The sequence below is a fragment of the Mesorhizobium sp. M7A.F.Ca.ET.027.03.2.1 genome (genome assembly GCF_003999175.1).
GTDB lineage: Bacteria > Pseudomonadota > Alphaproteobacteria > Rhizobiales > Rhizobiaceae > Mesorhizobium.
Map to the genome: position 1 here is coordinate 1 of NZ_RZOM01000434.1, position 4,769 is coordinate 4,769.

General features: G+C 63.1%; 4 protein-coding genes. All 4 read left to right on the forward strand.

The window, feature by feature from the left end; all coding sequences use genetic code 11:
- Window positions 1–1,259, forward strand: a 1,259-nt coding sequence (locus tag EN750_RS18980; RefSeq protein WP_145967765.1) for a lipopolysaccharide biosynthesis protein, incomplete at its 5' end; no start/stop codon positions are given.
- Window positions 1,259–2,539: a GNAT family N-acetyltransferase gene (locus EN750_RS18985; protein WP_127397323.1), complete on the forward strand. Its 1,281-nt coding sequence runs from the start codon at window positions 1,259–1,261 to the stop codon at window positions 2,537–2,539. The genes EN750_RS18980 and EN750_RS18985, both read left to right, overlap by 1 nt.
- Before the next feature lie 376 nt (window positions 2,540–2,915).
- Window positions 2,916–4,073 carry a hypothetical protein gene (locus EN750_RS18990; RefSeq protein ID WP_189526310.1) on the forward strand — a complete coding sequence of 386 codons (1,158 nt, stop codon included), beginning with the start codon at window positions 2,916–2,918 and terminating at the stop codon, window positions 4,071–4,073.
- 349 nt (window positions 4,074–4,422) lie between these two features.
- On the forward strand, window positions 4,423–4,769 hold a 347-nt coding region (locus EN750_RS18995), incomplete at its 3' end, for a hypothetical protein (RefSeq protein WP_145967766.1).

Sequence of the window (4,769 nt, forward strand, 5' to 3'; positions counted from 1 at the left end):
CCTTCTCGGTCCGCATCGTCAGCGCCGTCATCGCCTTCGTCAGCCAGGTGCTGATGGCACGCTGGATGGGCTCGTTCGAGTACGGCATCTTCGTCCTCGTCTGGGTGACGATGGTCATCGTCGGCAATCTCGCCTGCCTGGGCTTCCACACCTCGGTCATCCGCTACATTCCCGAATACCGAGAGCGCGGCTTGATGGATGAACTGCGCGGCATCGTGCTGGCCAGCCGTCTGTTCGTGCTGATCGCCTCCACGCTGATTGCCGGGCTCGGCGCGCTCGGCGTCTGGCTGGCGGCACCCTGGATCGAGAACTATTATGTGATCCCGTTCATCCTCGGCGTCATCTGCCTGCCGATGATTGCCATGTCCGACCTTCTGTCGGGCCTGGCACGCGCCAACAGCTGGGCGCTGTTTGCCCTGTCGCCGACCTATCTGGTGCGGCCCGTGCTGATCCTGCTGTTCATGGCGCTGATGCTGTTCGTGGGCTACGCACCCGATGCCAGGACCGCCATCTTCGCCTCGATCGCCGCCACTTACGTCACTACGCTGGGACAACTGGTCGGTGTCACCCAGCGCATGGAACGGCAGATCCCGGCGGGGCCGATAAAGGTCCATTTCGCGCAATGGTTCGTCGTCTCGCTGCCGATCTTCCTGGTCGAGAGCTTCTTCTTCCTGCTGACCAATGCCGATGTGCTGATGGTCGGCGCCTATATGGATCCCAACGACGTCGCCGTTTATTTCGCCACCGTGAAGACGCTGGCGCTGGTGCATTTCGTCTACTTCGCCGTCAAGGCCGGCGTTGCCCAGCGCTATGCGCAGTTCACCCATGGCGACCCGCAAAGGCTTGCCGCCTTCGCCCGCGAGACGGTGTCGTGGACGTTCTGGCCATCGCTGTTGATGGCACTACTGGTGCTGGCGCTCGGCGAGCCGATGCTGGTGCTGTTCGGCCCTGAATTCACATCAGGCTATCCGTTGCTGTTCCTGCTTGTCTTCGGCGTCGTGGCGCGGGCCGCCGTCGGCCCCTGCGAAAGCCTGCTGACGATGAGCGGCAACCAGAACATCTGTGCTGCCGTCTATGCCATGACGCTGGCCTTCAACATCGCCCTCAATGTAGTGCTCATCCCGATGTTCGGCCTGTGGGGCGCGGCAATGGCCACCGCCTTTGCCATGATCTTCGAAGCCGGCGCGCTCTCCTTCACGGTGTGGCGCAAGCTCGGCATCGCCATGCTCATCTTCTTAGCCCCGAAAGGAGCCGCGTGATGGCTGCCATCCCGTTGCTTGAGGAAACCAGCGGCGGCACTGCCGGCGCGATGGTGTCTGGCCTTGCCGGACTGACCCGCGACGCCGACCCCGCTCACATTGAAATCCTCGCCAACAACCGGCCCGAGCGCAAGCTCGCCATCTATCCGGCATCGGCAGGCTTCGACCTGGTCGAGGAGCTGGATTATCTCTGCGCCCGCACGGTCGAGCCCAACGTGTTCTTCAACCCGCGTTTCCTGGCGCCCGCCATGCCGCGGCTGGAGGACCGCGAGGTGCGGCTGGCGGTCATCCGCGACGGCGACGAATACCGCAACCGGCTGCGTCTTCTGGTGCCGTTCTCGGTGGAACGGCCGGTGGTGCCGCTCGGCGTGCCGGTCATGCGCACATGGTCGAGCCCGTTCGGTCCGCTCGGCACGCCGCTGGTCGACCGCGACGATCCGGTCGGCGTCGTCGAAGACTTCTTCTCGATGCTGTCGCGCCCGCACCTCAAGCTCCCGAAAGTCTTCGTCCTGGCCGATGTCCGGCTCGATGGCCCGGTGGCGAGCCTGCTTGCCACCGTGGCCGAGGCGCGCGGCCTGACGCTGGTCACCACCGGCCAGATCCAGCGCCCGGCGCTGGAGAGCGAGCTCGATGGAGACGATTATCTGAAGGCCTCGCTGCGCGCGCACCATTATCGCGAGTTCCGCCGCCTGAAGCGGCGCCTCGGCGACCTCGGCAGGCTGGAGCATGTCGTGGCGCGCGGCCCTGAAGACATCCGCCATGCCATCGAAGGCTTCCTGTCGCTGGAAGCCGCCGGCTGGAAAGGCCGCGAACGCACCGCCATGGCGATCGACCGCTTCCGCGCCGCCTTCGCCCGCGAAGCCGTGCACCGGCTGGCCGAACAGGACATGTGCCGCATCCATTCGCTGACGCTCGACGGCCGCACCATCGCCTGCCTGATCGTCTTCGTCGAAGCCGGCATCGCCTACACCTGGAAGACCGCCTATGACGAGACGCTGGCCAGCTATTCGCCCGGCACGCTGCTGATGATCGAGGTGACCAGGCAGCATCTCGACGATCCCAACATCATGATGACCGATTCCTGCGCGGTGCCCGACCATCCGGTGATGAGCCGGCTCTGGGCGGAGCGCAAGCCGATGGGCACGCTGGTGATCGGCCTGGCGCCGGACGCCGACCGCCTCACCCGCCAGGCCGCCTCGCAACTGCACCTCTACCGCGAAACCCGCAACATGGCCCGCCTGCTGCGCAACCGCATGAAGAGCCTGTTGGGGCGGCGCTGAGAAAAGGCAGGGTGCGTTCTGGAGAATGGCACATCTTCGCTGCAATATTTGACGGGTGGGTGACCGGGAGTTTACTTCGGTTGCCAGCAGGCAAACGCGAATATTGATCTCTGCTTATAAAAAACGTGATTTCTCCCAGAAATTTCCAGTGAAAGCCGATAAAACCTACTCGCATTCTTGTTCTTAATTCACGATAATCTAGTGATTCGGTAGCGATGAGAGAGAAATGTCGCTGAATCATGAGGCCAACGGCGCCCGGCACATCAGTGCGGAGGATAGCGCCGTTGTCCGAAGGGCCGACGAAGACTTCGACGAACTGATTCGAAGCATTCGAGCCGCAACGTATCAAGCTTTGCCTCTCTTCGAAGAGGAGCCCGTGACCGGATTGGCCCAGTCAGACACGCTGGCCGCCTCCCTCGGCTCGACTTCGGCCCGGACGGGCTCGAGCCAGGCCCGCGCCATGCGCGGCTCCTCGCCCTTGTCCAACGACAGGCTGGATCCACGTGCCGTTGACGACTTGGCGTGGTCGTTGGTTGACCACGATGTGGGCAGGCTTGATGCGCAAACGCACGATGCCGACGCTCCCGATACCGACAAATGGGAATTGCAGGAAGAGGTGGCGAAGCTGCAGCGCTTGCAGGATCGCACCTCGAAAGAGCTTGGGCGAAAATCGCGCGAGCTATCGATCGCGAGCAAGACAATCGCCGACCTGGAGGTCCAACTCAACAGGGCACGGCAGACCATTGCGCAAGCGGACAGGCATGCCGGCCAGCGCGCAACGCGGTTCCTCGAAGCGAATGTAGAGGTCGAGCGTCTGGGCCGTAACCTGGCGCGCGTGTCGGGGCAACTTCGCGACGAGATCATCGCCAGGCAAGCCGCCGAGCAGGCGCGTGAGGACGTTGCATGGCGGCTCGCAAGCTTGCAACAGGCCACCATGCTGCTTCGTTCCAAGGTCGCGGATGACCAGCTCCACAACGAAAGACTGACCGGCAAACTTTCGGCGCAGATGCTGGTGCAGCAGGACCTGCAGGTGCGGCTGTCCACGCTCGAGCATCAGCGCGGCGTTCTCGGTGATTGCGCCGCCGCCGCGCAGGAGCGGGCCGTCGAACTTGAAAAGAGGTTGCGCTCGCTCCAGCGCGGCGCCGCCGATCAAAGCGTGGTCCGCGCAACGCCGGGCGTCGGGCAGCGCGCCGAGGACGTGGCCGAGCATCGGCGCCAAACCTCGGAAACCGAGATTGCGACGTTGCGCCAGGAGCGCGACGCGGCGCGCCGAGACTATGGCGCGGTGAAGGTTCAACTCGCCGATCTCCGCTTGCGCGGCAAGACCGACGAACTCGCGCATGCCCGTTGCCGCGATGAGAACCGCCAGCTTCACCAAAGGCTGGAAACGCTGACACGCCAGGATCCCCCCAGCGGACCGGCAGCCGATGACAATGCCGATCTCGAACGGACATTCGACGAATTGCTGGCGGCTGGCGAGATCGGCGCGGCCAATGACGGCGGCCCCACCGGCGGGACGCGCAAAGCGTCTTGACCGCCTGCTGAGATGTATCGGTACGCAGGTGGCCACTCGAGCCGACGGACGTGTTGGTGATCGGCATGACGCCGCCGCCCTTCTGGCACACCGAACTCGAGGCCGTCGAAACGTCGAGTGCATTCCAACGGTTGTCGTGTCTGTGGATGCCCTCAGCAAGCGTCTTGATCCCTGCCAGAGCGAGGATTCCGAGCCATGAAAAATGAAATGGCTGCCGCAGGTCTCCTCGCCATCAGTCCCGGCTCGATCATTGCATCGCCGAGCGCTCCATGCCCTTGGATAGCATCTGGAGCGGCGGCGGCGTAGATACCGTTTGGAAGATGTTCAACGTCAAAGCTTAGGAATCGCCATGAGCAGGCAAGATCGAGGCCTTACGCGCTTCTCACGCAGGACGCGCAACGGCTTCAAGAATGCGGCGTTAGCACTTCATTTAGCGATCAACGTAGAACGACGAGACAGCATTGCCATTCGTGTAACAGGCGGCATGGGCGACCATATCGTGGCCGTCCGGTTTATTCGCGATCTGCTGAGCCACTTTGGCCGCGCAAAGATCGACGTCTATTCCGTAACGGGCGGAATGGGCTGGCTCTACGAGCCTCTCCCGGATGTAACTTTCATTGAAGCTCCGAAACGCGTATTTACGTGGGTCACGCATCGATATCTTCTTGTCCTGCAGCTCACACACACCGTAGATCT

Excerpts from the sequence above, each read along its gene's own strand:
- EN750_RS18985 (WP_127397323.1), top strand. The coding sequence starts at position 1,259 with ATGGCTGCCATCCCGTTGCTTGAGGAAACCAGCGGCGGCACTGCCGGC.